The organism is Kitasatospora sp. NPDC059747 (assembly GCF_042732955.1).
In the GTDB taxonomy this organism is placed as follows: domain Bacteria; phylum Actinomycetota; class Actinomycetes; order Streptomycetales; family Streptomycetaceae; genus Kitasatospora.
On record NZ_JBHWGV010000001.1, the window covers coordinates 142,316 to 167,187 of the forward strand.

Consider the following 24,872-nt stretch of genomic DNA (forward strand, 5'->3'; position numbering starts at 1 on the left):
CCTAGCCGAGCAGCAGGTTGGTGCTCAGCAACGAGTCCGCGAGACCCGCCGGGGCGGTCGCGAGGGAACCGGCCGAGTACGGGGGCCGCGGGTCGTACTCGATGACCAGCTGGATCGCCTCGGCGGTCGCGTCCCCGGCGATGCGGCCGGTCAGCGTCAGGGCCAGGTCGATGCCGGCCGAGACCCCGGCTGCGGTGGCGTACTTGCCGTCGATGACGACCCGCTCGGTGCCGGTCGGCTCGGCGCCGAAGCCGGTCAGCGCGTCGAGGCAGCACCAGTGCGAGGTGGCCCGGCGTCCGGCGAGCAGTCCGGCGGCGCCGAGCAGCAGGGAGCCGGAGCAGACCGAGGTGGTCCAGGTGGTGGTCGCGTCCACCCGCCGCACCCAGTCGACCAGTTCCCCGTCGGCGAGGGCCGGCTCGGTCCCGGGGCCGCCGGGCACGAGCAGCACGTCGGCGGTGTCGACCTCGTCGAGGGCGGCGTCGGCGGTGAGCGCGAGGCTCTTCATGTCGGTGCGGACCGGCCCCCGCCGGGCCGCGGTGAACACCACCTCGGCACCGGGGATGCGGGACAGCACCTCGTACGGGCCCACGGCGTCCAGGGCGGTGAAGTCGTCGTACAGCAGGACGGCGATGCGCATCAGTTTCCTCCGGGAGGGCTGGGGTGGAAGCGGCGGCGGTATTCGGCGGGTGGTGCGGCCAGGGTCCGGACGAAGGCGCGCCGCATCGCCTCCGGGGTGCCGTAGCCGCAGGCGCGGGCGATCTCCTCGATCCCGTCCCCGGTGTCCTCCAGCCGGCGCCGGGCGGCCTCCAGCCGGACGCCGTCCACGTACCGGCCCGGGGTGACCCCGACCTCGGCGGCGAAGGCGCGGGCGAAGTGCCGCGGCGAGAGCGCCGAGCGCCGGGCCAGCGCCTCGACCGAGAGGTCCTCCTCGGGGTGCTCGGCGATCCACTGCTGGACCTCGCGCAACGGGTGCCGTGCGGCCACCTGGGCGGCCAGCTGGGTGCTGAACTGGGCCTGGTTGCCCGGCCGGCGCAGGAACACCACCAGGTGGCGGGCGATCAGCAGCGCGGCGTCGCGCCCGAGGTCCTCCTCGACCAGGGCGAGCGCGAGGTCGATGCCGGCCGTGACCCCGGCCGAGGTCGCGACGTGCCCGTCCCGGACGTGGATCGGGTCGGGGTCGACCTCGACGTCGGGGAACCGCCGGGCCAGGGCGTCGCAGTACGCCCAGTGGGTGGTCGCCCGGCGCCCGGCGAGCAGCCCGGCCTCGGCGAGCAGGAAGGCGCCGGTGCACACCGACGCCACCCGCTCGGCCCGGTCGGCCAGCTCCCGGATCCGGGTCACCAGGGCCGGATCCGGCGCGTCCGTGCCCTCCCCGCCGGGCACCAGCAGGGTGTGCACGGGCCCGACGTCGGCCAGGTCCGCGTCCGGCAGCACCCGCAGGCCGCTGCAGCTGCGCACCGGCCCGCCGCCCGCGGCGGCGAGCGTGACCCGGTACGCACCCGGCCGCCCGGCGGCGGCGCCCGCTCCCGCGAACACCTCCAGGGGGCCGGTGACGTCCAGGCTCTGCACGCCGTCGTAGAGGACGACGACCACGCTGCGCGTTCTCATGCGGTCAGCCTGTCAGCGGGCCGGGACGGCAGCAATGACCTGTTTCCCACCTTTCCTGCCACCAGCCGCCCCCGGCTGCCCTCGGCTCAGGGGGAACGCCGAAACCCCGGAAGGCCCCTCGCTCTCGCGAAGGGCCTTCCGGCTGTCTGTGCGCCGCCAGGGACTCGAACCCCGGACCCGCTGATTAAGAGTCAGCTGCTCTAACCAACTGAGCTAGCGGCGCCTGCTGACGCGGAGAACATTACCTGGTCAGCGGCGGAAACACACAATCGGCCCGGGGCGCCCCGCCGACGGGCGTCACGCGGTGAGGACGACCTTCCCCCGGACGTGCCCGGTGGCGACCATCCGGTGGGCGTCGGCGGCGCGCTCCAGCGGGAAGGTCTCGGCGACCTCCAGGCGCAGGCCGCCCGCCTCCCACAGCTCGACCAGCTCGGCCAGCCGGGCGGCCGTCCGCTCCGCGCGCAGCTGCCGCAGCCCGAGCCGCTCGGCGGTCGCGTAGTCGACGACCGTGCCGATCCGGTCCCGGTCGGCGACCAGCTCGACCGAGTCCTCCAGCGCGCCCCGCCCGGCGGCGTCGAACGCGGCGTCCACGCCGTCCGGTGCGAGCGCCCGGACCCGTTCCACCAGTCCGTCGCCGTACGCGACCGGGATCGCGCCCAGTTCGCGCAGGTAGTCGTGGTTGCGCTCGCTCGCGGTGCCGATCACGGTCGCGCCGTAGGCCCGGGCGAGCTGGACGGCCACCGTGCCGACGCCGCCGGAGGCGCCGTGCACCAGCACGGTGTCGCCCGGGCCGACCTTGAGCAGGTCGAGGGCCATGTGCGCGGTCTGGCCGGAGGCGGAGAGCGAGCCGGCCTGCTCCCAGGGCATCCCGGCCGGTTTGGCGACCAGGTGCGAGGTGTCCACGACGACGAACTCGGCCTGGCTGTCGAGCACCCGGAAGCCGATCACCTCGTCGCCGACCTCCCAGCCGTAGCTGCCGGGACCGAGCTGGTCGACCACGCCGGCGAACTCGTTGCCGAGCACCAGCGGGCCGTCTGCCACGACGCCCGGCGGCCGGAAGCCCGCCCGGATGGCGAGGTCCACCGGCTGCACCCCGGCGGCGTACACCCGGACCCGCACCTGGCCCGGCCCGGCGGTGGGGGTGGCCACCTCGACGACCCGCAGGGCCTCCGGGCCGCCGGGCTCGGGGACGGTGACTGCCTTCATCGGGGGGTCCTGCCTCTCGTCGGTGGTGCGGCCGGTGCTTCCTTCCGATCATCTGACCTCAAGTGCGCTTGAGGTCAACTGCCTTCCCGGCGTGTCCTCCCGGATGGGCGCATTGTCAGATTTATTCTGGGCGGCGCTCAGCCGTCCGTCGCCCGGTCGTCCCCGCCGTCCGCCGCGGGGCGTCCGCCGCCCAGCCGTCCGTCGTCCGCCGCCCAGCCGTCCGTCGTCGAGAGGAAACCCCCCCCGTGGGCCAGCTGCCCCTGTTCTTCCTGGTGCTGCTCGCCTCGGTGGTGACCCTGCCGCTCGCGCGCCGCACCGGCGTCCCGCAGCCGGTCCTGATGACGCTGCTCGGCATCGTCATGGCGCTCGTGCCGCAGATCCCGGACATCTCCGTCGAACCCGAGCTGATCCTCCCGCTGGTCCTGCCGCCGCTGATCTTCGCCGTCGCCCGGCGCTCCTCGGTGCGCTACTTCAAGGCCAACATCCGGTCGATCCTGCTGCTGGCCGTGGCCCTCGTCGTGGTCACCACGATCGCGGTGGCGGGCGCCGTCCACTGGCTGCTGCCCGCCCTGCCGCTCGCCGCGGCCGTCGCGGTCGGCGCGCTGGTCTCCCCGCCCGACCCGGTCGCGGCCGTCGCCGTGGCCGGCAGCGTCGGCCTGCCGCGCCGCCTGGTCGCCATCCTGGAGAGCGAGGGCCTGTTCAACGACGTCACCGCGATCGTCATCTACTCGCTCGCCATCGACGCCGTGGTCGGCGGCGACTTCTCGCCCGGCCACGCGGTGCTGCGCTTCGTCCTGTCGGCGGTGCTCGCCGTCGTCGTCGGCGTCGCGCTCGGCTGGGTCAACACCAAGCTCGCCGAGCTCCTGGAGGACCCGACCCAGCAGGTCGCGCTCAACCTCCTGGTCCCGTTCGCCGCCTACACGATCGCCGAGGAGATCCACGGCTCCGGCGTGCTCGCCGTCGTCGTCTGCGCGCTCTACCTCGCCGAACGGGCCGCCGACGCGGACGCCGTCTCCTACCGGCTGGTCGGCAACGCCTTCTGGGAGGTCGTCGAGATCCTCATCACCGGCGTCGCCTTCGGCCTGATCGGCCTCGAACTCGCCACCGTGCTCAAGGAGGCCGGCCAGGGCTGGACCGGCTTCATCGGCGACGCGAGCATGGTGATCGCGGTCGTCGTCGTGGTCCGCCTGCTCTGGCTGCTCCCGGCCGGCTGGCTGTCCCGGCGGCTGCGCGCGGGGGACGACGAGGACACCCCGTTCAGCTGGAAGGAGAGCGTGGTCCTCTGGTGGTCCGGCATGCGCGGGGTCGCCACCGTCGCCCTCGCCCTGGCCATCCCGCTCACCGTCGACTCCGGCGCCGGCTTCCCCGAGCGCGGCCGGCTGGTCTTCATCGCCTTCAGCGTGGTGCTGTTCACGCTGCTCGTCCAGGGCCTGAGCCTGCCCTGGCTGGCCAAGCGCTTCCAGCTCGACCTCGACCAGGACCGGCACGAACAGGCCGTCCGTCAGCTCTGGTGGCGCGCCGCCCGGGCCGGGCTCGACCGGCTGGGCGAACTGGAGGAGCAGGACCGGCTGCCCGCCGAGGTCGCCGACCGCCTGCGGGACCGTCAGCACGACCGGCTGGCCCGGCTCTGCCCCGAGAAGTACGCCGAGGAGGAGGCCTCCGAGGCGAAGCTGCGGCTCTCCCAGTGGCGGGCCGCCCGGGACGTCGAGCAGGAGATGATCGCCGCCTCGCGGCGCGAGATGCTGGTCGCCCGCAGCGAGCTCGGCGCCGACCCGGAGCTCGTCGACCAGGTGCTGCGCGGGCTCGACCTGCGCTCCGAACGCAAGTGACGCGCCGTTCGCGCCGGAGCGTCCACCCGGAGTCCACCGCAGTCCACCCGCAGTCCACCGCACTCCGGACGTGCCCGTACGGAATGTGCGCCGCTCCCTCCGGCGTTGCATAGGCTGGCCCCGGGCAGGCCGTCAACGGAGTCGGCGCACCACCGGAACCCGCACGACCTCGCGAAGAGACCCTCACCGCCTGGCCCTGCCGGTATCTGCACCCAGATGAATCGAGGAACACCGATGTCGGAGACCAGCGCCGACGCCCGCACGCCGCTCGACCGCACCCCGCAGTGGGCCGCCCTCGGCAAGCACCGCGCCGAGTTCGGCGACACGCACCTGCGCGAGCTGTTCGCCGCCGACCCCGAGCGCGGTCGCCGCTACACCCTCGGGGTCGGCGACCTGCACGTCGACTACGCCAAGCACCTGGTCACCGACGAGACCCTGGAGCTGCTGCGCGAGCTCGCCGCGGCCACCGGCGTCGCCGAGCTGCGGGACGCGATGTTCCGCGGCGAGAAGATCAACAACACCGAGCAGCGCGCCGTCCTGCACACCGCGCTGCGCGCCCCGCGCGGCGCCGTCGTCGAGGTCGACGGCGTGAACGTCGTGCCCGGCGTGCACGCCGTCCTCGACAAGATGGCCGCCTTCGCCGACCGGGTCCGCGGCGGCGAGTGGAAGGGCCACACCGGCAAGCCGATCCGCACCGTCGTCAACATCGGCATCGGCGGCTCCGACCTCGGCCCGGCCATGGCCTACGAGGTGCTCCGCTCCTTCGCCAAGCGCGACCTCGACGTCCGCTTCGTCTCCAACGTGGACGGCGCCGACCTGCACGAGGCCGTCCGCGACCTGGACCCCGCCGAGACGCTGTTCATCGTCGCCTCGAAGACCTTCACCACCATCGAGACCATCACCAACGCGGTCTCGGCGCGCACCTGGCTGCTCGACGGACTGGACGCCGGCACCGGGGCGGTGGCCAAGCACTTCGTCGCGCTGTCCACCAACGCCCAGGGCGTGCACGACTTCGGCATCGACACGGCCAACATGTTCGAGTTCTGGGACTGGGTCGGCGGCCGCTACTCCTACGACTCGGCGATCGGCCTCTCGCTGATGCTCGCCATCGGCCCGGACGCCTTCCGCGAGATGCTGGACGGCTTCCACCTCGTCGACGAGCACTTCCGCACCGCCCCGCCGGAGGAGAACGTCCCGCTGCTGCTGGGCCTGCTCGGCGTCTGGTACGGCGCGTTCTTCGACGCCCAGGCGCACGCGGTGCTGCCCTACTCGCACTACCTGTCCAAGTTCACCGCCTACCTCCAGCAGCTGGACATGGAGTCCAACGGCAAGTCGGTGGACCGCGCGGGCAACCCGGTGAACTGGCAGACCGGCCCGGTCGTCTGGGGCACCCCGGGCACCAACGGCCAGCACGCCTACTACCAGCTGCTGCACCAGGGCACCAAGGTGATCCCGGCCGACTTCATCGGCTTCGCCCGGCCGGTCGCCGACCTGCTCCCGGGCCTGGTCCCCCAGCACGACCTGCTGCTGGCCAACTTCTTCGCCCAGACGCAGGCGCTGGCCTTCGGCAAGACCGCCGAGGAGGTCGAGGCCGAGGGCGTGCCGGTCGAGCTCGTCCCGCACAAGACGTTCAAGGGCAACCACCCGACCACCACCGTCCTGGCCGGCGAGCTGACCCCGTCGGTGCTCGGCCAGCTGGTCGCGCTCTACGAGCACAAGGTGTTCGTCCAGGGCGCGATCTGGAACATCGACTCCTTCGACCAGTGGGGCGTCGAGCTGGGCAAGGTGCTCGCCAAGCGGATCGAGCCGGTGCTGCTCTCCGGCGAGGGCGCCGAGCAGCTGGACAGCTCCACCGCCGAGCTGGTCGCCCGCTACCGCGCGCTGCGCGGGCGCTGAGCCGTCGGGGCGCCCGTCCCCCGCGGGCGGGCGGCCCCCGGGCCTCAGTGGAACGCTCAGTCCTCCTGGTCCCCGGCCACGTCGCCGACCACGTCCCTGTGGTCGAAGCGCCGCAGGTCGACGGCCCAGATGCCGCGTCCGAAGGTGGCCGCGTACAGCTTGCCGTCCGGGCCGGTCTTCAGCTGCTGCACGGACGTCGTCGGCAGGTTGCGGCCGAGGACCTTCCAGTCCGTGGCGCCCGGCGCCCGGTAGAACGCCGCGAGGTCGGTCCCCAGGGCGAGTCCGCCGTTGGGCAGGATCTTCACCGAGTCCGCGGGCACGTCGGGCAGGTTGGCCGAGACGTCGGTCCAGGTGGCGCCGCCGTCCCGGGACTCGAAGACGTGCCCGATGCCGGCGCCGGGGCCCTCGGTCCAGGACCGCGAGAAGCCGTTCATGGCGACGAACACGTGCTGGGCGTCGTTCTCGTCGACGGCGAACGACGAGACGTACCGGTTGGGCACGGTCCCGTCCACCGGCAGGTCGAGCTGGTGCCAGCCCGTCCCGTCCGTGTTCCCCACCGCGATGCCGCGCGTGAAGCCCTGGTTGTTGCACGGGCCGCACCAGCCCGCGTACACAGTGCCGTTGACGGTCGCGACGGCGGTGGCGAAGTGCCCGGCGCCCAGGTCGTAGGCGCTGGTCCACTCGCTGCCGCTGCGGATCGCGTAGCCCTTGTGCTGCACCCAGATGTGCCGGCCGCCGGCGATCCAGGTGTTGACGTCCTTGGGGTCGGCGGCGAGCGGGGCGATGAAGCGGGCGGAGCTGGTGGCCTTGTCGGGCGGGGCGACCTCGTAGGACGTGGCCTTGCTGGGGTCGGAGTTGCCCGAGCCGTCGTTGACGGCGCAGTTCTGGGTGACCCATACGTCCATGTAGACGTATTCCTGGGCGATGTTGCACCCGTTGCCCGGGTCGACCAGCGTGTCGCCGCCGTCGCCGCCGAAGTTGGAGCCCATCACCTTGTCGTGGGCGCGCAGGATCGATTCGCCGTTGTCCTGGAGGCCGCCGCTGACGCTGACGCCCCGCCCGGAGCGGTCCGAGAGGTCCTTGCCCACGCCCACCGAGTAGTACTGCAGGGTGTCGATGGTGCCGTCGGCGAGGGACTTCCAGTCCTTGGCGTGGCCGCCGGAGTCGACGGCGCCGTTGACCGGGCGGGTGTAGATGCCGCCGTCGTTGCCGACGTACACGCTCGCCTTGCCGTGGTACGTGCCGATGGCGACGGCGTGCTGGTCGGAGTGGGTGGTCGGTGAGCAGTCGCCGGTCTGCTTCGTCGGGTCGATGCTCCAGCAGGGGAACGGGAAGTTCCAGTAGGGGCCGGGGACGATCCAGGAGGCACCGCCGTTCTTGGTCTCCAGCACCTCCTCCAGACCGGCGTAGACGTGGTCGGGGTTGGCCGGGTCGACCTGGAGGAACTGGTTGTACCAGGACTGGATGCCCGGCTGGTAGCCGGCGCCCTGCAGGGCGGAGCCCGAGTTCTTGATCTTGTCCTTGTCCGCGATCAGCGTCCACGGGCCGGACGGGGAGCCGGACTTGGAGACGTAGATGCCCTTCAGTCCGGAGTCCGGGTTGTGCGCGGTGAGGTCCGGCGACTGGTCGATCGCGTAGTAGCGCGAGCCATCCGCCGAGCGCGCGAAGGTCACGTTGCCGACGTTCGCCGCGTCCGTCGGCAGGTCACCCAGTGACGCGACGCGCTGCCAACTCCCGTCCGCGGCCTTGCTGTAGAAGCCGTTGTACGTGTCGCCGCCTCGCCAGCCGACGGCGAGGACCACCTTGGACGGGTCCTTGGGGTCGATCGCGATGTCGTTGGCGATGTTCTTGTACGGCGCACTCGGGTCGCCCGCCTTCGAACCCCCGGGCAGGTACTCGGGGTTGGGCACGAACTCCTGCGTCCACGGGCCCGAGAGGTCCGTCGTCGAGTGGCTCCACACACCCCGGCTGGTGGCCGCCCACACCTTGTCGCCCGCGAAGCGCAGCGCGTGGATCGTCGTCGACTCCAACTCCGCCCCGCCGACCCGGTTCCCGGGCTGGAACTGGCCGCGCTTGGGGTCGGCGAGCACGTAGACGCCGGTGCCGACGTACGAGACCGCGCCCGTGTTCGACTCACCGGTCGCATACCAGAGCCGCCCGGTGCCGTCCAGGTCCAGCGTGCCGGTGGACAGCGACGGCAGCTTCTCCGAGATCGACTGCCACTGCCCGCCGCCGGTCCGGGAGCGGAACACACCGCCGTTCGCACCGCCCGCGTACACGTACCCGTCGTCGTCCGCCGCGATGCCGGTGATCCGGCCGGTGACGAAGCCCGCGCCGCCGCTGGAGTTGGAGTTGACGTCGCGGTAGCGCGGGTCGTCCGCGTTGTACGGCTTGCTCGTCACCTGCTCCCAGCGGCCGCCGGCGCTCGGCATCGACCTCAGCTGCGCCCACGCCGCGCCGTACGCGCCCGGTGCGACGACGCCGGGGGCCGTGCGGGCCTCGGTGTACTGCGCGGTGCCCTCGGCCGCGTTCTCGGCCTCGTCCGCGCCGCCGTCGTCCCCGCCCCGGTCGGCCTTCGCCGAGAACGCGGGCCCGGCCGCGCCGCGGCCCTCCTGGACCTTTCTCGCGTGCTGCTGCCCGATCTCCTGCAGGTGCTGCGCCTGGTGCGGGCGGGGCCTGGGCGGCTCGGAGGCGGCGAGCGCCTGGGTGGTGGTCAGTCCGAGGGCGGTCAGGGTGACGGCCGGAAGCAGCAGCCGTCGACGTTGCCTGTTGGGCACGATGTCGGTCCTCCCCATGCGACGGGCCGCGCGGTCGCGCGGCCCGGTGGCAGTCCGAGCGGAAGCCTCGCGGGTCCGACCGGCCGGTGTGAAGGGAGTGTGCACGAGGGAGAGCCGAAACTACGTCAGATGAGAGAGTCGACGCGCGACGGATGACCCGCCCGGACGCCCGTGGTGCTGCGTGCGACGCACGCCGCACGCCGAACCGTCGGTTGCGGCCCCCGCTTCAGCGAATCCTCAGGTACCCCCCGCAACACTCTGTTCCGTAGTCGGACGGTGGGCGGACGGAGCAGTCGATGTCGGAATCCATACGCGGCTCGGCGCGGGCCGGGGGGCTCCTGCGCCGGGCCGGGTGGTCGGCGGTCGCGCTGGCGGCGGTGGTGGGCGCCGGAACCGCCGCGCGGGAGATCGCGAGCGCGGACGTACGGCCGCTCCACGTGGTGTGCGAGCACGCCGCCTCCGCCGGGCACCACCGGCTCGCGATGCGCTTCTGCCGCGGCGGCATGGACCGCTGGACGACACCGGCGGGACGGCCCGGGCCCACCGGCCACCACCGGGCTCATGAATTCCTCAGGTTCCCGCTGTCATGATCCTCCGCAGACGGCGCGCCTCCCGGTCCCCCACGGACGCGGAGGCGCGCCGCCCCTCGACCCTCCCCGGAGGCGCGTTCGTGCCCGCAGGACCGCCGACGGCCCCTCCCCGGGCCGTGGATATCCTGGCCGGCATGCGCATATTGGTGGTCGAGGACGACGAGGACCTGCGGTTCGCCGTGGCCGCGGCCCTGCGGGGCGGCGGGCTGGCGGTCGACGAGGCCGGGGACCTCCCGGCCGCCGACGAGGCGCTGTTCGTCACCGGCTACGACTGCGTCGTCCTCGACCGCATGCTGCCCTCCGGCGACTCCGCCGACTACGTGCGCCGGATGCGCGCGGACGGCCGGACCGTCCCGGTGCTGTTCCTCACCGCCCGCGACACCGTCGCCGACCGGGTCGAGGGCTTCGCCACCGGCGGCGACGACTACCTCGTCAAGCCCTTCGCCGTCCCCGAACTGGTCGCCCGGGTGCACAACCTGTGCCGCCGCACCACCGTCGCCCGCCCGCCCGTGGTGCGCCTCGACGGCCTGGAGATCGACACCGCCCGCCGTACCGTGCACCGCGACGGCGTCCGGCTGACCCTCACGATCAAGGAGTTCGCCGTCCTGGAGACGCTCGCCGCCCGCCCGGGCCAGGCGGTGCGCCGCGCCGAGCTCATCGAGCGCTGCTGGGACGAGCTGACCGAACCCAACTCCAACGTCGTCGAGGTGCTCGTCTCCCAGCTGCGCCGCAAGCTCGGCGAACCGGCCCTGATCCACACCGTGCGCGGCGTCGGCTACCGGCTGGAGTCGCACGCGTGAGAGCCGCACGTGTGAGAGCCGCACGTGTGAAAGCCGCACGCGGGCGGACCATGGGCTGGAAGGCACTGAAGAAGGACGTCCCGCCCACCCCGGCCGGCCGGATCCGCCGCCTGCGCCGCCGCATCGCCCTGCTCTTCGCCCTGGTCAGCGCCCTCGCCCTGGTCGGCATGGCGGTCGTCGCCGTGCACGCGGACGACGACGCCTGGCGCTCCCAGGTCGACTCCGACCTGAAGCTGCGGACCAGCGAGTTCGCCGCCGACCTGCACTACGACGAGCAGGGCGCCCTGGAGTACCCGGACCCCAAGGAGGGCGGCTACGACTGCCCGCCGGTGACGCTCTTCACCGGCACCGCCGAGCAGATGACCGTCGCCGCCCGCCCGCACCGCGCCTGCCTGACCGTCCCCGCGGACGCCTACCAGGCGGCCGCCGACGACGCCGCGCGCGAGGGCGACGTCGTCCGGCTCACCACCACCGCGCCGAACGGCCACCAACTCCGGCTCTCCGCCCAGCCGTTCACCGGCCCGAACCAGGACACCACGGACACCGTGGCCGTCGCCGCCGTCGACATCTCCGGCAACCTGGCCGACCACGACCGCCTCGCCCTGCTCCTCGCCGCCGCCTGCGCCGTCCTCGTCGCCCTCTCCGCCCTCGCCGGCCACTGGCTCGCCGGCCGGGCCGTGCGCCCCGCCCTGGACGCGCTCGACCAGCAGGAGGCGTTCCTCGCCGACGCCGCACACGACCTGCGCACCCCCGTCGCCTCCGTCCGCGTCCTCGCCGAGACCGGCCTGCGCGGCGAGGCCGACACCACCGAGATCCTGCGCCGCACGCTGCGCCAGTCCACCCGGATGAGCGAGCTCGTCGACGACCTGCTGACCCGCGCCCGGCTGATGGCCGGCGCCGTCCCGCTCGACCGGGAACCGCTGCGGCTCGACCAGCTCGTCGACGCCGTCGTCGCCGACACCCCGGCCGACGGACACCGCGTCGCCGTCCGCACGGAGCCCGTGATCGTCCTCGCCGACGCCGGGCTGCTGCGCCGTGCCGTCGCGAACCTGCTCGGCAACGCGCTCGCCCACGGGCACCGGCCGGGCCAGCCGGCCGACGTCGAGGTCACCGTCACCGCGGACGGCACCGTCGCCGTCGACGACGCGGGCCCGGGCATCCCGCCCGAGCGGGCGGCCTCCCTGTTCGAGCGCTTCCACAGCGGCGGCGGTTCGAGCGGCCTCGGCCTGTCCATCGCCGCCTGGGTGGCCCACGCCCACGGCGGCTCCCTCACCGTCGACCCGAGCACCCGCGGCGGCACGCGCTTCCTGCTGCGCGTGCCCGTGCACAAGCCCACGCGCTCATCCGGGTGAGGGCCCGCGAGCCGGGGGCACCGCGCCGCACGGAGGTGCGACCGTCGGTCGCATGCCGCTGATCGCAGGCTCCGACCGCCGCGCCGTCCCCGTGCTGCTCCCCCTGCTCTGCGTGTGCGCCGCCCTGGTACTCGTCCCGGCACCCGTCGCGCGCGCATCGGCCCCTTCCGACCCCGCGCGCGCATCGGCCCCGTTCGACCCCGCGCCCGCCGTCGCCGCCCTCGCCCGGCTGCTGCCGGCCCACGCCGCGCAGATCAGCCTCGTCCCCGAGCCGCAGGCCGCGCCCGGCGTCGACGCGTTCACCGTCTCCGGCGCGCCCGGCGCGATCCGGGTGCGGGGCACCTCGCCCGCCACGCTGCTGACCGGCGTCGGCTGGTACCTGCGCAACGTCGCCCACGCCGACATCGGCCTGCCCGGCGACAGCACCGCGGCGCTCCCGGCCACGCTGCCGCCGGTGCCCGCCCCGCACACCGACTCCGCCGTCGTCCCGCACCGCTACGCGCTCAACGACACCGACAACGGCTACTCCGGCCCCTACCGGAGCTTCGCCGAGTACCAGCGCGAGGTCGACGTCCTCGCGCTGCACGGCTTCAACGAGGTCCTGGTCACCGTCGGCGCCGAGGCGCCGTACCTGCGGGCGCTCCAGGGCTTCGGCTACTCCGCCGACGACCTGCGCGCCTGGATCCCGGCGCCCGCGCACCAGCCGTGGTGGCTGCTGCAGAACATGTCCGGCTTCGGCGGCCCGGTCTCCGAGCAGCTGGTCGCCGCCCGCGCCGCCGTCGGCCGCCGGGTCTGCGACCACCTGCGGGCGCTCGGCATGACGCCGGTGCTGCCCGGCTACTTCGGCACCGTCCCGACCGACTTCGCCGAGCGCAACCCCGGCGCCGCCGTCGTGCCGCAGGGCACCTGGACGGCCTTCGCCCGTGACTCCTGGCTGGACCCCACCGGCCCGCTGTTCGCCGAGGTCGCCGCCGCCTACTACGCCGCGCAGCGCGACGCGTTCGGCGACAGCGCGATGTACAAGATGGACCCGCTCCACGAGGGCGGCACCGCGGGCGGCGTCGACGTGCCCGCCGCGGCCGGCGCGATCCAGCGCGCCCTGCTCGCCGCGCACCCCGGCGCCGTCTGGGCGGTCCTCGGCTGGGAGCACAACCCCACCGCGGCCCTGCTGGCGGGCGTGGACCGCAGCCTGATGCTGATCGTCGACGGCCTCTCGGACCGCTACGACGGCCTGGACCGCGAGTCCGACTGGGGCGGCACGCCGTACGCGTTCGGCACGATCCCCAACTTCGGCGGCAAGACCACCTTCGGTGCCAACACCGGCGTCTGGACCACCCGCTTCCGCCAGTGGCTCACCAGGCCCGGCAGCGCGCTCAAGGGCATCGCCTTCATGCCCGAGGGCACCGGCACCGACCCGGCCGCCCTCGCGCTCTTCGCCGACCTCGCGTGGTCGCCCGCCGGACTCGACCGGGCGGCCTGGTTCACGGCGTACGCGACGGCCCGCTACGGCCGCCCGGACGCCCACGCGGCGGCGGCCTGGGCGCAGCTGCGCGAGGGCCCGTACGGCATGCCGTCCGACGGGTGGAGCGAGCCGCAGGACGGGCTGTTCACGGCCCGGCCGTCGCTGACCGCCTCGACCTCGGCGTCCTGGTCGCCGAAGGCGCTGCGCTACGACCCCGCGAGTGTGCGCGGCGCCCTCGCCGAGCTCCTGGCGGTGGCGCCGGAGCTGCGCGCCACCGACGCCTACCGGTACGACCTCGTCAACGTCGCCCGGCAGGCGCTCGCGGACGAGAGCCGCCGGCTGCTCCCGGAGATCGCCGGGGCCTACGGCGCGGGGGACCTCGCCGCGTTCCGGTCGCTGGTGAGCCGCTGGACGGCCGCCGAGGACGACCTCGACCGGCTGGCGGCCACCGACGCCCGCTTCATGGTGGGCACGTGGCTCGCCCAGGTGCCGTCCTGGGGAGCCACCGACGCCGAACGCGACCAACTCCAGTACGACGCGCGCTCGATCCTCACCACGTGGGGCGGCACCCGCGCCGAGGCCGAGGACGGTGGCCTGCACGAGTACGCCGCCCGCGAGTGGTCCGGCCTGGTCGCGGACCTCTACGCCAAACGCTGGGCGGCGTTCTTCGCCTCGCTGGAGGTCGCGTTGACGCAGCACACCCGCCCGGCGCCCGTCGACTTCTTCGCCCTGGACGACGCGTGGGCGCACTCGACGTCCGCCTACCCGACCGCGCCGGTCGGTGACCCGGTCGACAACGCGACCGACATCGCGACCGCCGTCGCGGCCGCTGTTGCGGCGCCGCTGGAGCAGCCGTCAGAGTCTTCGCGTTGACACCCCGCCCACGGTGCGGCGACCGACTACCCGGTGCCGTGGGTGGCCTACACCCGAGGAGTGGGCATGAGCCACGACCGTCCGGCAGCGCACCCCCCGCAGCGGCCCGGCCGGAGGCAGGTCCTGCGGCTCGCCGCCGCGCCCCTCGCGGCGGCGGCGCTCGCCGCGTGCGGCGGGCCGAAGCCGGAGCCGTCGCCGGACCCGTCGACCTCCGCGAACAGCCCCACGCCGTCGCCGACCCCTACCCCCGCCCCCACCCCCGTCGGCCCGCCCGACTGGGCCGCGCTGGCGAAGGACCTCAGTGGGACCGTCATCGGCCCGCAGGACGGCCGCTATGACGACGCGAGCCACCTCTACCAGCCGCAGTTCGACGGCCTGCGCCCCGCCGGGATCGTCTACGCCGCCACCCCCCAGGACGTCGCCACCTGCCTCGCCTTCGCCCGCCGGTACGCCCTCCCGGTCGCGGCGCGCAGCGGCGGGCACAGCTACACGGGCTGGTCGTCGGGCAGCGGGATGGTGCTGGACGTCGGCCCGATGGCGACGGTCTCCGGTTCCGGCGGCACGGCGACGGTCGGCGCCGGCGCCCGGCTGATCGACGTGTACGCGGCCTTGGCGGCCGACGGCGTGACGGTCCCGGCGGGCTCCTGCCCGAGCGTGGGCGTCGCCGGGCTGACGCTCGGCGGCGGCATCGGCGTCACGTGCCGCGCGTACGGTCTCACCTGCGACAGCCTCACCGGCGCCCAGATCGTGACGGCCGACGGGCGGGTCCGCCAGGTGGACGCTTCGACGGACCCCGACCTCTTCTGGGCGCTGCGCGGCGGTGGCGGCGGCAACTTCGGCGTGGTCACGTCCTTCACCTTCCGCACCCACCCGGCGCCGACCTGCGCGTACGCGTTCCTCTCCTGGCCCTGGTCGTCCGCGGCGCCGGCCGTGGCGGCCTGGCAGACGTGGGTGGCGAGCGCGCCGGACCCGCTCTGGGCCAACCTCCACCTCGACACCTGGCCGGACGGCCGTCAGCGCCTCACCAGCACCGTCAACTACCTCGGCCCGAAGTCCGACCTCGCCGGCCTGATCGACCGGCTGACCGTCGCCCCGACCACCGCCTCCCTCCACACGGCGCCGTTCCTGGACACCATGAAGGAGATGGGCGGCGTGGCCGGCTGGTCGGAGGCCGCCGCCCACCTGCCCGGCAGCCTCCCCGGCCAGAACCCCGACGGCAGGCTGACCCGGGGCTCGTACGCGGCCCGGTCCGACTTCTACACCCGGCCGATCGACCCGACCGGGATCGCGGCGCTCGTGGCCGCCGTCGACCGGTACCCGCAGAGCGTGCCCCAGGGCGGGAGCGCCTCCGTCTCCTTCGACGCCCTCGGCGGCGCCGTGAACCGGGTGGCCCCCGGAGACACCGCCTTCGTCCACCGGAACGCCCTGTTCGGGGCCCAGTACATCACCAACTACCCCGCGCCCGGCGCCGGTTCCGGCCCCGCCGTGGACCAGTCCCAGGCCTGGCTGAAGGACGTCTGGACGACCATGCGCCCGTACGCAAGCGGCGAGGCCTACCAGAACTACCCCGACCCGACCCTCACCGACTGGGCCCAGGCCTACTACGGCAGCAACCTCGCCCGCCTGCGCCAGGTGAAGCACACCTACGACCCGGACGGACTGTTCCACTTCCCCCAAGCCGTGTAGTCCGCCAGAAAAACTTCCGGACACGCGACGGTTTTCCGGGCTCCCGCCGGTATTGATTGGCGACCGTGTCCCACCAGCCCTCCCCGGGAGCCCCCGATGTCCGACACCATCCCCAGCGCCGTCCCCACCACCATCCCCACCGCCGTCGTCACCGGTGCCGGCCGCGGCTTCGGCCGCGCGATCGCCGCGGCCCTCGTCGCCCGCGGCACGCACGTCATCGGCATCGCCCGCACCCGGGCCGACCTGCTCGCCGTCCGCGAGGAGCTCGGCGAGCGCTTCACACCCCTCACCGGCGACGCCACCGACGAGGCGCTCGCCGCCGAGGTGATCCGCACCCACCGCCCCGGCCTGCTCGTCCTCAACGCCGGGACCGTGCCGCCCATGGCACCCGTCCAGGAGCAGACGTGGGAGAGCTTCGGCCGCGCCTGGGAGGTCGACACCCGGCACGTCTTCACCTGGACCGGCGCCGCCCTGCGCGAGCCGCTGGCCCCGGGCAGCGTCGTCGTCTCCATGTCCAGCGGCGCCGCGCTCTTCGGCTCCCCGCTCAGCGGCGGGTACGCGAGCGCCAAGGCCGCCGTCCGCTACATCCGCTCCTACGCCGCCGGGGAGTCCGAGCGGGCCGGGCTCGGCATCCGGTTCGTCGCGCTGCTGCCGAACATGACCCCGGTCGGCGGGGTCGGCGACGCCGGGGTCACCGGATACGCCGCGCAGGCGGGCCTCGACCGGGAGACTTTCCTCGCAGGGCGCGGGCCGATCGTCACGCTGGAGCTGATCGGGAAGGCGGTGACGGAGGTCGCCGACGACCCCGACGCCGCTGCCGAGTACCGGGTCGAGGGCACCGGGCTCGTCCCGCTCGCCTGAGACCGCGCCCGAAAGCCGTTCCGGAAGGACCCCCCGCGATGCCGTCGAACGCCGAGTTCACCGCCCTGGCCGAACCGTTCCGGCCGGAGCTCCTCGCCCACTGCTACCGGATCCTCGGCTCGGTCCACGACGCCGAGGACCTGGTCCAGGACACCTACCTGCGCGCGTGGCGGGCGTTCGACGGCTTCGAGGGCCGCTCCTCGGTGCGCCGGTGGCTCTACAAGATCGCCACCATGGCCTGCCTCACCGCCCTGGAGACGCGCTCGCGCCGCCCCCTGCCGTCCGGGCTCGGCGCCCCCGCGGACGACCACCGGGTGGCCGTGGCACCGCGCGAACCGTCCGTCCCGTGGCTCCAGCCGGCGCCGGACGCGCTGTTCGGCGCCGGCGACCCGGCGGTGACCGTCGCCGCCCGGACGGGCGTGCGCCTCGCCTTCATCGCCGCCCTCCAGTACCTCTCCGCCCGCCAGCGCGCCGTGCTCACCCTGCGCGACGTCCTCGGCTTCCGCACCGCCGAGGTGGCCGCGATGCTCGACACGACCACCGCCGCCGTCGACAGCGCGCTGCGCCGCGCCAGGGGCCGCCTGGCCGAGGTGGGCCCGGTCGCGGACGACCTGGCCGAGCCGGACGAGCGCGTGCGCCGCGGCCTCCTCGACGACTACGTCGACGCCTTCACCCGCGCCGACCCCGACGCCCTCGTCGACCTCCTGCGCGTCGACGTCGAGATGGAGATGCCCCCGACGCCGACCTGGTTCACCGGCCGCGAGGCCGTCCTCGGCTTCCTGTCCGCCCGCATCCTGCGCCCGTCGCTGTGGCGGATGACCCCGACGACGGCCAACGGCCAGCCCGCCTTCGTCGTCCACCGCCACGCCGGCGCCGGCCGCTACGAGCCGTACGGCGTCCAGGTGCTGACCCTGGTCGGCGCGCGCGTGGCCCGCATCACGGCCTTCAACGACCCGGCCCTCGTCCCGACCTTCACGCCGGCCGGCGTCGGAGGCCTTGCCACGAGTTAGTGCATGTCGCACTCTGGCGCGAACGGGACGGCGGAACAGGGGCGGCGAAGAGGACGACGACGGGGACACCCGGCGGATCGCCGCCTTCCAGAACACCCGCGCGCCACAGGGCTGACACCCCCTAAGCGGCCCGCACCTGCTGCTCGTCCAGGTACCGCTCCTCGATCTCCTTCGGCCCGAACGGCCAGACGCCCTCGACCCGCGACCACCCGAGGTACGCGACGAGGCCGAGACCGACCCACCCGACCGACCACTCGATGGGGTGCAGCCCCGGGTTGGCCTCGTCCGCGTACCCGTAGACGACCAGCCAGCCGACGGCGGCCACGATGCCCGGCAGCGGGTAGAGCAGCATCCGGTACGGGCGGGCGAGGTCCGGCTGGCGCCGCCGCAGCACGGTCACGGCCGCGATCTGCGCGAGCGCCTGGATGATCACCATCACGGTGGTGAGCAGCGTGATCAGGACCGTCAGCGGCGGGTGCGCCGCGGAGTCGCCCACGTGCCGCGCGGCGAGGAAGGCCCCGGCGGTGATGACGCCCATCGCCACCAGGCCGGCCACCGGGAACCGGTGCTTGGAGTGCAGCCGCGCGAAGGAGCGGAAGAAGAGCCCGTCCCGCGCGGCGTCGTAGGGGACGCGGGACCCACCGAGCAGACCGGTGAAGACGGAGGCGAACGCGGTGACGAGGACGAGCACGGTGACGACGTCCGCCGCGCGCTTGCCGAGCGTCCGTTCCAGCACGGCCGAAGCCACCGACTGGGACGCCGTGTTCGCGGGGTCGAGCATGTCCTGCCACGGCACGACGCCGAGCACCCCGATCTGGAGGAGCAGGTAGATCCCCATGATCGCGACGACGGAGCGGATGATCGCCCGCGGCATCACCCGGCCCGGGTCCTTGATCTCCGCCCCCATGTAGGCGGCGGTGTTGTACCCGAGGTAGTCGTAGATCCCGATCGTGAGCCCGGACGCGAAGCCGAGCCAGAAGCTGCCGCTGGTCAGTCGCACCGCGTGCGCGGGCCAGGTGAACGCGAGCGAGGGGTGGAAGTGGGTGAAGGCTGCGAGGACGACGGCGGTGACGGCGAGGATCATCACCGCCCACATGGCGACGGTGACCCTCCCGACGTTCTCGACCCGCCGCCACAGCAGCAGGACGACGAGCACGACGACGCCGACCCCCACGAGATCGCCCTGACCGCCCGTGATGTCCGGCCACAGGTAGCCCAGGTACTGGACCAGCCCCTGCACCCCGGTCGACATGATCAGCGGGATGAACAGCATGGCCGTCCACACGAAGAGGAACGGCATCAACCGCCCGGTCCGGTACTGGAACGCCTCCCGCAGGTACACGTACGTCCCGCCCGACCCCGGCAGCGAGGCCCCGAGCTCGGCCCAGACAAGCCCGTCCGCGAGCGCCAGGACGGCCCCGGCGACCCACCCGATGACGGCCTGCGGCCCACCGAAGGCGGCGACCATGAGGGGAATGGTGACGAACGGCCCGATGCCGCACATCTGGCTCATGTTGATGGCGGTGGCCTGGAACAGGCCCACCCGTCTGGACAGTTGAGGAACGGAATCGGTGGTGGCCAACAGGCACCTCCTGGGGGCGAGAGGTCGACCGGCGGAGAAAGTAAAGTTCCTTAACTCACTCGGGGTCAAGGCCCGCGCAGCACCGGACCGCGCCGCTTGGCGTGCCGCCCCGCGCACCGGCCCCCGCGCGTGGCAGGATGCGGGCGACCGCACCGCACTCGGACCGCACCGCACCGCACTCGGACCGCACCGCACTCAGACCGCACCGCACTCAGGAGGGACGCTCATGTCACAGGCCATCGAGGGTGTCGATCCGGCGGTGCCGCCCAGCGGGACGGGCTGCGTCGAGTGCGAGGCGGTGCAGGGCTGGTGGGTGCACCTGCGGCGCTGCGCCCAGTGCGGACACGTCGGCTGCTGCGACACGTCTCCGGCGCAGCACGCCACGCGGCACTTCGCCGAGACCGGGCACCCGTTCATCCAGACCTTCGAGCCGGACGAGGACTGGTTCTGGGACTACCGCAGCAACGACTACTTCGAGCAGGGCCCGGAACTGGCCGCGCCGCACCACCACCCGCGCACGCAGACGGTGCCCGGGCCCCAGGAGCGCGTCCCCGCCGACTGGCAGGACCACATCCACTGAGGGGAACGGCCGCCAGGAGGCTCGGGACCATGGTTTCGGTCCTGCGGAACGTGGCGGTCGACTACGCGGACGCCTACGGGTCGGCCCGCTTGCGGAGCGCGGTGACCGACCGTCCGCTGCACCCCGGCCGATCCGGCCAGGCCGTCCTCGCCGACCCCGAGGGCAACGAGTTCTGCGTCCTGCGCAGCGGGTCGGACCGGGCCGCCCCGCCGTCCTGATCCGCGCTACAGCGGCGGGAGCGCAGGTGCCGGGCCGAGCGTGGTGGTGCCCGGGGTGGCGCGGTGGGCGAGCCCGGCGCGGTAGGCGTCCAGCGCCTCCTCCGGGCGGCCGGTGCGGCGCAGAAGGTCGCCGAGGAGGCGACACAGGTCCGCCGAGTCGGCGGTGGCACCGGCGTGTTCGAGGAGGGCGAGGGCGCTCCGGTAGTGGTCCTCGGCGTCGGAGTCCTCGCCCCGGTCCTCCGCGATCAGGCCCAACAGCCGGTGGGCCGCCCCCGCGTGGACCGCTCCGCGGCTCGGATGCAGGGACCCGAGCAGGTCGGCGAGCAGCGCGGCCGCCTCCGCGCTGCGGCCCGACCGCCGCAGCACGTCGGCGAGTTCCACGTCGATCTGCTGGACGTACAGCACCGCGCGGCGCTCGGTCAGTATGCGGCGGGCGGTGCGGAGTTCGCGCTCGGCGGCGGGAAGATCGCCGTCCTGCGCGCGCAGGTAGCCGCGCATCCAGTGACAGTGGGCGAGTTCGGTGCGGATGCGGAGCTGCTGGTAGAGCTCCTGGGCGCGGGCGAGGGAGGCGTCGGCCTCGGCGGCGCGGCCCTCGGCGAGGAGGGTGCGGGCCACCGAGCGGTGCAGCCGGGCCACGGCGGCGGGGTCGTCGACCTGCGGGGCCAGGGCGAGGGCGAGTTCGGCGGCCTGGGCGGCGAGATGGTGGGCGCCGAGGTCCAGGTAGGGGGCGGTGATCGCGGAGTAGAGGAGCAGCAGGGCCTGCGGGTCGGGCAGGCCGGCGGCGTTGAGCTGGTCGATCGCGCTCTCCAGGAGGTAGCAGGAGTAGCGCAGGTCGCCGGCGAGGAGGTGGGCGACGGCCCGTCCGCGCAGGGCCGGTATGCGCTGCGGGAGCGGGGCGTCGCGGAGCAGGTCCTCGGCGGCTCTGAAGTGCCCTATGGCCTGGTCGAGTTCGCCCGCCTCCAAGGCGCAGTCACCCGACCCCACCAAGGCTGCGGCGCGTTCGTCGGCGAGGCCGTAGCGGTCGGCTTCGCCGGCCAGCGCGGTGAACTGCGCTGCCGCGTCCGCCGGTTCGCCGGTGCACAGGGCCTGCCGGGCGTCGGCGAGTCGGGACCGGAGGTCGGTGGCGAGGTGGGCGGGCCGTCCGGTGGCGAGCTGCTCGGCGCTGACGCCGAGGCGTCCGGCGAGGTAGCGCAGCGCGGTGTCGGAGGGCCGGGCCTTGCCGGACTCCAGCGTCGACACGTACGCCGCCGTGTAGGCGGGTTCGGCCAACGCGCGCTGGGTGAGGCCGCGTTCGGCCCGCAACTGCTGGATCCGCCGCCCGATCAGCAGCCGGTCGTCCCCGTCGTCGCTCGTCATCGCGCTCCCCCGCCTTCCCCTCACCACCACGTCGCCACAACGTCGCGGTCGCGTCGCCACCTCGTCGACGCGCACAGGCTATTGCGTGCCGGTGCGGCCGCCGCTAGCTTAACCCCACACGTAAGCGAGCTTAAGTAGGGATTTAACTCCCCCTCCCCCGGCCGGACTTCACTCACGGCCACCACCTCCGCTGAATGGACCCCCACATGCGTATTCGGCGTACCGCCGCCGCCCTCGCGGCGGCACTCGGCCTCCTCACCGCCGCCCCTGCGACCGCTTCGACCACCGCAACCACCGCGACCACCGCGTTAGCCCCCGTCGTACCGTCCGCCGCGCCCCTCGCCGACGGCACCGGCCCCATCTGCTGGTTCGGCGCCTGCTACGACTACGTGTCGGGCCGCCAGCAGACCGACGCCGCCGGCGCGAGCATCCGGATGCTGCAGTCCTCGCCCACCCTCAAGTCCGGTGACACCGACGCGCATTCGCTCCAGGAGCTGGCTGTCCAGTCCACCGACCGCAAGTCCACCGTCGAGGTCGGCTGGACGGTCGACTACGGCCTCAACGGCGACCTCCTGCCGCACCTGTTCGTCTACCACTGGGTGGACGGCAAGGAGAGCTGCTACAACGCGTGCGGCTTCGTCCAGGTCTCCCCGGTCTACACGGCCGGCATGGCGCTCCAGCCCGGCGACGCCGCCCGCTTCGGGATCCGGAACCTCGCCGGCGACTGGTGGATCTTCTACGACCAGCACGCCGTCGGTTACTTCCCCGGCTCGCTCTGGAACGGCGCCTACACCCGCACCCAGGTCATCAGCGCGTTCGGCGAGGTCGCCCACGGCACCGGCAGCACGTGCGAGTCCATGGGCGACGGCCGCTTCGGCAGCGCACCGGGTTCCGGCTGGATCCGCGACTTCCAGCTCTTCGGCTCGGCCGACGACGCCCGCCTGACCGTCACCTCCACCAGCCCCGCCCTCTACGACGCGGGCCGCGTCACCCCGACGTCCTTCCACCTCGGCGGCCCAGGCACCGGCCCCTGCTGACGGACGCGCCCCCAGCGCCCGACCCACCCCCGCCCCGCCCCGCCCCGCCCCGCCCCGCCCCGCCGGATCCTGCCCGGAACAGGGACGCGCCCCCGGTGAGATCATCGGCACGTCGCAGAGAGGAGAGGCCAGCGGCGGACCGCCCGCCCCACGAGAGACCACCGCATGCTCGAACTCGAATTCACCACCAGGGACCTGGCCCTCACCCGCTTCGCCCTCTCCCCGCTCTGGGAGGCGGTGGCCGCCGCGCGGGTCCTCACCCTGCCCGCGCCCGACCCGCTCCACCGCCCGTGGGCCGAGGCGGCCCGCGCCCGGCTGACCGGCGCCGGGCTGGACTGGGGCCTCCTGGCGGATCTCGTGCCGCCACCACCCCGGACGATCCCCTTGTTCCTCGCCCCGCCGCCCACCACGCCCGTGGCGGACCTCCACCTGGAACTCGACGCCCTGCGCGCGACCCCGCCCGAGGACGTCCGGACCGCCCTCCGCTCCCCCAGGGCACCACAGTCGCCACGTATCGACGCCCTGCGCGATGACCCGGTCACTCGGCTCGCCCGACTCGCTGACACCATCGAGGCGTTCTGGGACCTCGCCGTCGCACCGCACTGGCCGAGGATCCGCGCCCTGGTGGAGAGCGACATCATCCACCGCGCCCGCCTCCTCGCCCGAGGCGGCGCCCAGCAGTTCCTCAACGACCTCGCCCCACAGGTCAGCTGGGACTCCGACACGCTCTCCATCGGCCACCACCACACCCGCGGCGGCCACCGCCTCGGCGGCCGCGGCCTGCTCCTCGTCCCGTCCGTCTTCGTGTGGCCGCAGGTCTTCTCGATCAGCGCCCCCGCCTGGCAGCCCACCCTGCGCTACCCGCCACGCGGGATCGCGACCCTCTGGGAACGCCGCCGCCACGAGCCCTCCCGGGCACTCGCCGCCGTCCTCGGCCGCGGCCGGGCCCTCCTGCTCACCGAACTCGACGAACCCGCCACCACCGCCGAACTCGCCCACCGCACCGGCATGACCCCGGGCGGCGTCTCCCAGCACCTCACCACCCTCCGCACCGCCGGCCTCCTGACCGCCCACCGCACCGGCCGCCACGTCCTCTACGCCCGCACCGAGGCGGCCGAGGCGCTCCTCGGGGCATCGCAATCGCCGCAGGGCTGAGGACCCCGCGGCCGGCGCCGGGCCCCGGTCCGGACCGACCGACCGGACCCATCGTCGCATAGTCGCGAATCATCTTTGTTCACGTAACAGTTGATCCCAAACTCTTCCTAAAGGTTCGGTCGAGCCGCTACACCTTCAGTCCTAAGCCACAACGAGACGAGCGGGACGATGACCAACGAAACCCCTGGCTACGGCTACCCGTCAGAGCCGAACCCCCAGAACCCCTACGGCCAGCAGCCCCCGCAGCAGCCCGGTTACGGCGTCCCGCAGGGCCCGTACGACCCCCAGCCCGGCGGCCCCGGCCCCGGCACCCCGCCGCCCGGCTACGGCTACCCGCCGCCGCAGGGCGGCTACCCGCAGGGCGGCGGCTACCCGACGAGCGGCCCCCAGCTCCCGCCGTGGCTCGGCGCCCCCAACCCGTACGGCCCGACGGCGCCCGGCACCCGCGTCCTGGCCAACCCCGGCGACCGCTTCCTGGCCCGCCTGATCGACGCCCTCGTCCTGCTGATCCCGCTGCTCATCGTCCAGTTCGCCGTCGCGGCGGCGATCGGCGCGATCATGTCCAGCATCGTCAGCGGCATCGTCGTCTTCGGCTACGAGGCCCTGATGATGATGACCCAGGACCAGCAGACCGTCGGCAAGAAGGTCATGAAGCTGCGGGTCGTCTCGGTCGAGCACGGCGGCCGCCCGGTCGACAACGACCTGTGGATCCGCAGCGCCGTCTACGGCCTGCCCCAGGCCGTCTACTGCATCGGCTCGCTGTTCTACCTGGTGAACGTGCTCTCCCACCTCTGGGACAAGCCGCTGCAGCAGTGCTTCCACGACAAGGCGGCGAAGACCCTCGTCATCAAGGAGTCCTGAGCCCGGAGCACCACCGCGGACCGGACCGGACGGAAGCCCCGGGGCCCCCCCCCCCGGGGGGGGGCCCGCGGGGGGCCGGGCGCCCGGGCCCCCCCGGCCCCCCCCCGCCGCGCCCCCCACCCCCCGCCACCCA

The 24,872-nt window shown here is 73.9% G+C and carries 20 protein-coding genes and 1 tRNA gene; 14 read left to right on the forward strand and 7 right to left on the reverse strand.

Annotated features, from left to right (window positions below):
* Position 1 precedes the first annotated feature (1 nt).
* From ACFV4G_RS00680 to ACFV4G_RS00695, 4 genes are all read right to left on the reverse strand, one after another.
* Positions 2-637 (reverse strand): DJ-1/PfpI family protein, encoded by a 636-nt coding sequence (locus tag ACFV4G_RS00680; protein WP_380435220.1) that lies wholly within the window; start codon positions 635-637, stop codon positions 2-4.
* Positions 637-1,608: a GlxA family transcriptional regulator gene (locus ACFV4G_RS00685; protein WP_380435221.1), complete on the reverse strand. Its 972-nt coding sequence runs from the start codon at positions 1,606-1,608 to the stop codon at positions 637-639. Before ACFV4G_RS00685 ends, ACFV4G_RS00680 begins: the two co-directional genes overlap by 1 nt.
* A 149-nt stretch (positions 1,609-1,757) precedes the next feature.
* Positions 1,758-1,831: transfer RNA gene (locus ACFV4G_RS00690), tRNA-Lys, on the reverse strand.
* 74 nt (positions 1,832-1,905) lie between these two features.
* Positions 1,906-2,814 (reverse strand): NADP-dependent oxidoreductase, encoded by a 909-nt coding sequence (locus ACFV4G_RS00695; protein WP_380435222.1) that lies wholly within the window; start codon positions 2,812-2,814, stop codon positions 1,906-1,908.
* 245 nt (positions 2,815-3,059) lie between these two features.
* Between ACFV4G_RS00695 and ACFV4G_RS00700 the strand changes: the two genes are divergently transcribed.
* The gene (locus ACFV4G_RS00700) at positions 3,060-4,643 is read left to right on the forward strand and encodes a Na+/H+ antiporter (RefSeq protein ID WP_380435223.1); all 1,584 of its coding nucleotides are present in this window, start codon (positions 3,060-3,062) and stop codon (positions 4,641-4,643) included.
* A gap of 234 nt (positions 4,644-4,877) precedes the next feature.
* Positions 4,878-6,539 (forward strand): glucose-6-phosphate isomerase, encoded by a 1,662-nt coding sequence (gene pgi / locus ACFV4G_RS00705; RefSeq protein ID WP_380435224.1) that lies wholly within the window; start codon positions 4,878-4,880, stop codon positions 6,537-6,539.
* Positions 6,540-6,595: 56 nt separating this feature from the next.
* Here the strand turns inward: pgi and ACFV4G_RS00710 are convergent, their stop codons facing one another.
* On the reverse strand, positions 6,596-9,319 hold the full coding sequence (locus ACFV4G_RS00710; RefSeq protein WP_380435300.1) for a glycosyl hydrolase: 2,724 nt from the start codon (positions 9,317-9,319) through the stop codon (positions 6,596-6,598).
* A 293-nt stretch (positions 9,320-9,612) separates the two neighbouring features.
* On the opposite strand from ACFV4G_RS00710, the gene ACFV4G_RS00715 reads away from it, so the two are divergent.
* From ACFV4G_RS00715 to ACFV4G_RS00745, 7 genes are all read left to right on the forward strand, one after another.
* Positions 9,613-9,906: a hypothetical protein gene (locus ACFV4G_RS00715; protein ID WP_380435225.1), complete on the forward strand. Its 294-nt coding sequence runs from the start codon at positions 9,613-9,615 to the stop codon at positions 9,904-9,906.
* Between the two features lie 134 nt (positions 9,907-10,040).
* Positions 10,041-10,706 (forward strand): response regulator transcription factor, encoded by a 666-nt coding sequence (locus ACFV4G_RS00720; RefSeq protein WP_380435226.1) that lies wholly within the window; start codon positions 10,041-10,043, stop codon positions 10,704-10,706.
* Between the two features lie 50 nt (positions 10,707-10,756).
* Complete coding sequence (locus ACFV4G_RS00725; RefSeq protein WP_380435227.1) at positions 10,757-12,058, forward strand: sensor histidine kinase; 1,302 nt, start codon at positions 10,757-10,759, stop codon at positions 12,056-12,058.
* Between the two features lie 52 nt (positions 12,059-12,110).
* Entirely contained in the window at positions 12,111-14,393 is a 2,283-nt protein-coding gene (locus ACFV4G_RS00730; protein WP_380435228.1) for an alpha-N-acetylglucosaminidase, read from the forward strand.
* A 66-nt stretch (positions 14,394-14,459) separates the two neighbouring features.
* Positions 14,460-16,079: an FAD-binding oxidoreductase gene (locus tag ACFV4G_RS00735; protein WP_380435229.1), complete on the forward strand. Its 1,620-nt coding sequence runs from the start codon at positions 14,460-14,462 to the stop codon at positions 16,077-16,079.
* Between the two features lie 96 nt (positions 16,080-16,175).
* On the forward strand, positions 16,176-16,940 hold the full coding sequence (locus ACFV4G_RS00740) for an SDR family oxidoreductase (protein WP_380435230.1): 765 nt from the start codon (positions 16,176-16,178) through the stop codon (positions 16,938-16,940).
* Positions 16,941-16,978: 38 nt separating this feature from the next.
* The gene (locus ACFV4G_RS00745; protein ID WP_380435231.1) at positions 16,979-17,950 is read left to right on the forward strand and encodes a sigma-70 family RNA polymerase sigma factor; all 972 of its coding nucleotides are present in this window, start codon (positions 16,979-16,981) and stop codon (positions 17,948-17,950) included.
* Positions 17,951-18,071: 121 nt separating this feature from the next.
* Here the strand turns inward: ACFV4G_RS00745 and ACFV4G_RS00750 are convergent, their stop codons facing one another.
* A complete protein-coding gene (locus tag ACFV4G_RS00750; protein ID WP_380435232.1) occupies positions 18,072-19,532 on the reverse strand; it encodes an APC family permease in 1,461 nt (486 codons plus the stop codon).
* A gap of 226 nt (positions 19,533-19,758) precedes the next feature.
* Here ACFV4G_RS00750 and ACFV4G_RS00755 point away from each other — a divergent pair, with 226 nt between their 5' ends.
* Both ACFV4G_RS00755 and ACFV4G_RS00760 read left to right on the forward strand, forming a co-directional pair.
* Complete coding sequence (locus tag ACFV4G_RS00755; RefSeq protein WP_380435233.1) at positions 19,759-20,112, forward strand: UBP-type zinc finger domain-containing protein; 354 nt, start codon at positions 19,759-19,761, stop codon at positions 20,110-20,112.
* 29 nt (positions 20,113-20,141) lie between these two features.
* Positions 20,142-20,330, forward strand: a complete 189-nt coding sequence (locus ACFV4G_RS00760) for a hypothetical protein (protein ID WP_380435234.1) — start codon at positions 20,142-20,144, stop codon at positions 20,328-20,330.
* Positions 20,331-20,336: 6 nt separating this feature from the next.
* Here the strand turns inward: ACFV4G_RS00760 and ACFV4G_RS00765 are convergent, their stop codons facing one another.
* A complete protein-coding gene (locus ACFV4G_RS00765) occupies positions 20,337-21,686 on the reverse strand; it encodes a helix-turn-helix domain-containing protein (protein ID WP_380435235.1) in 1,350 nt (449 codons plus the stop codon).
* A 206-nt stretch (positions 21,687-21,892) separates the two neighbouring features.
* On the opposite strand from ACFV4G_RS00765, the gene ACFV4G_RS00770 reads away from it, so the two are divergent.
* From ACFV4G_RS00770 to ACFV4G_RS00780, 3 genes are all read left to right on the forward strand, one after another.
* On the forward strand, positions 21,893-22,723 hold the full coding sequence (locus ACFV4G_RS00770) for a neprosin family prolyl endopeptidase (protein ID WP_380435236.1): 831 nt from the start codon (positions 21,893-21,895) through the stop codon (positions 22,721-22,723).
* A 165-nt stretch (positions 22,724-22,888) separates the two neighbouring features.
* On the forward strand, positions 22,889-23,878 hold the full coding sequence (locus tag ACFV4G_RS00775; protein ID WP_380435237.1) for a DUF5937 family protein: 990 nt from the start codon (positions 22,889-22,891) through the stop codon (positions 23,876-23,878).
* A 168-nt stretch (positions 23,879-24,046) separates the two neighbouring features.
* Positions 24,047-24,739: an RDD family protein gene (locus tag ACFV4G_RS00780; protein ID WP_380435238.1), complete on the forward strand. Its 693-nt coding sequence runs from the start codon at positions 24,047-24,049 to the stop codon at positions 24,737-24,739.
* Positions 24,740-24,872: the final 133 nt, after the last annotated feature.